Source organism: Variovorax sp. F042 (genome assembly GCF_057814215.1).
In genome coordinates this window covers 1-290 of sequence record NZ_JBVASX010000078.1, presented here as the reverse complement: position 1 = coordinate 290, position 290 = coordinate 1, and the positions used below count along the sequence as shown (strand labels likewise).

Here is a 290-nt window from a genome sequence, read left to right as displayed (position 1 = left end):
CGGCGTGCCGAACCTGGAAGACGGCAGCCAGATGCGTCTCGGCCTGCAACTGGCGCAGGAAGAACTGGCGCAGTTGCTGGGCGCGTCGCGCCAGCGGGTCAACCAGGAACTGAAGACCATGGAGCGCGAGGGCACCATCCGGATCGAGCCGGGCGGCCTTGTGGTTCTGGACCGAGCAGCCTTGATGCGCGTCTCCGAAGCAGAGCACTGACAAACCAACAAGCAGACATGAGCCAGGACTTCTCCAACTTCATCGGCACCCGTGCCGTCTCGCAACAGCACGCTTTCGA

1 protein-coding gene is annotated in these 290 nt (G+C 63.4%); it reads left to right on the top strand.

Features of this window, described 5'->3' with window-relative positions:
- A partial coding sequence (locus tag ACZYSP_RS35480; RefSeq protein WP_489019241.1) for a helix-turn-helix domain-containing protein occupies positions 1-211 on the top strand: 211 nt, incomplete at its 5' end.
- Positions 212-290: the final 79 nt, after the last annotated feature.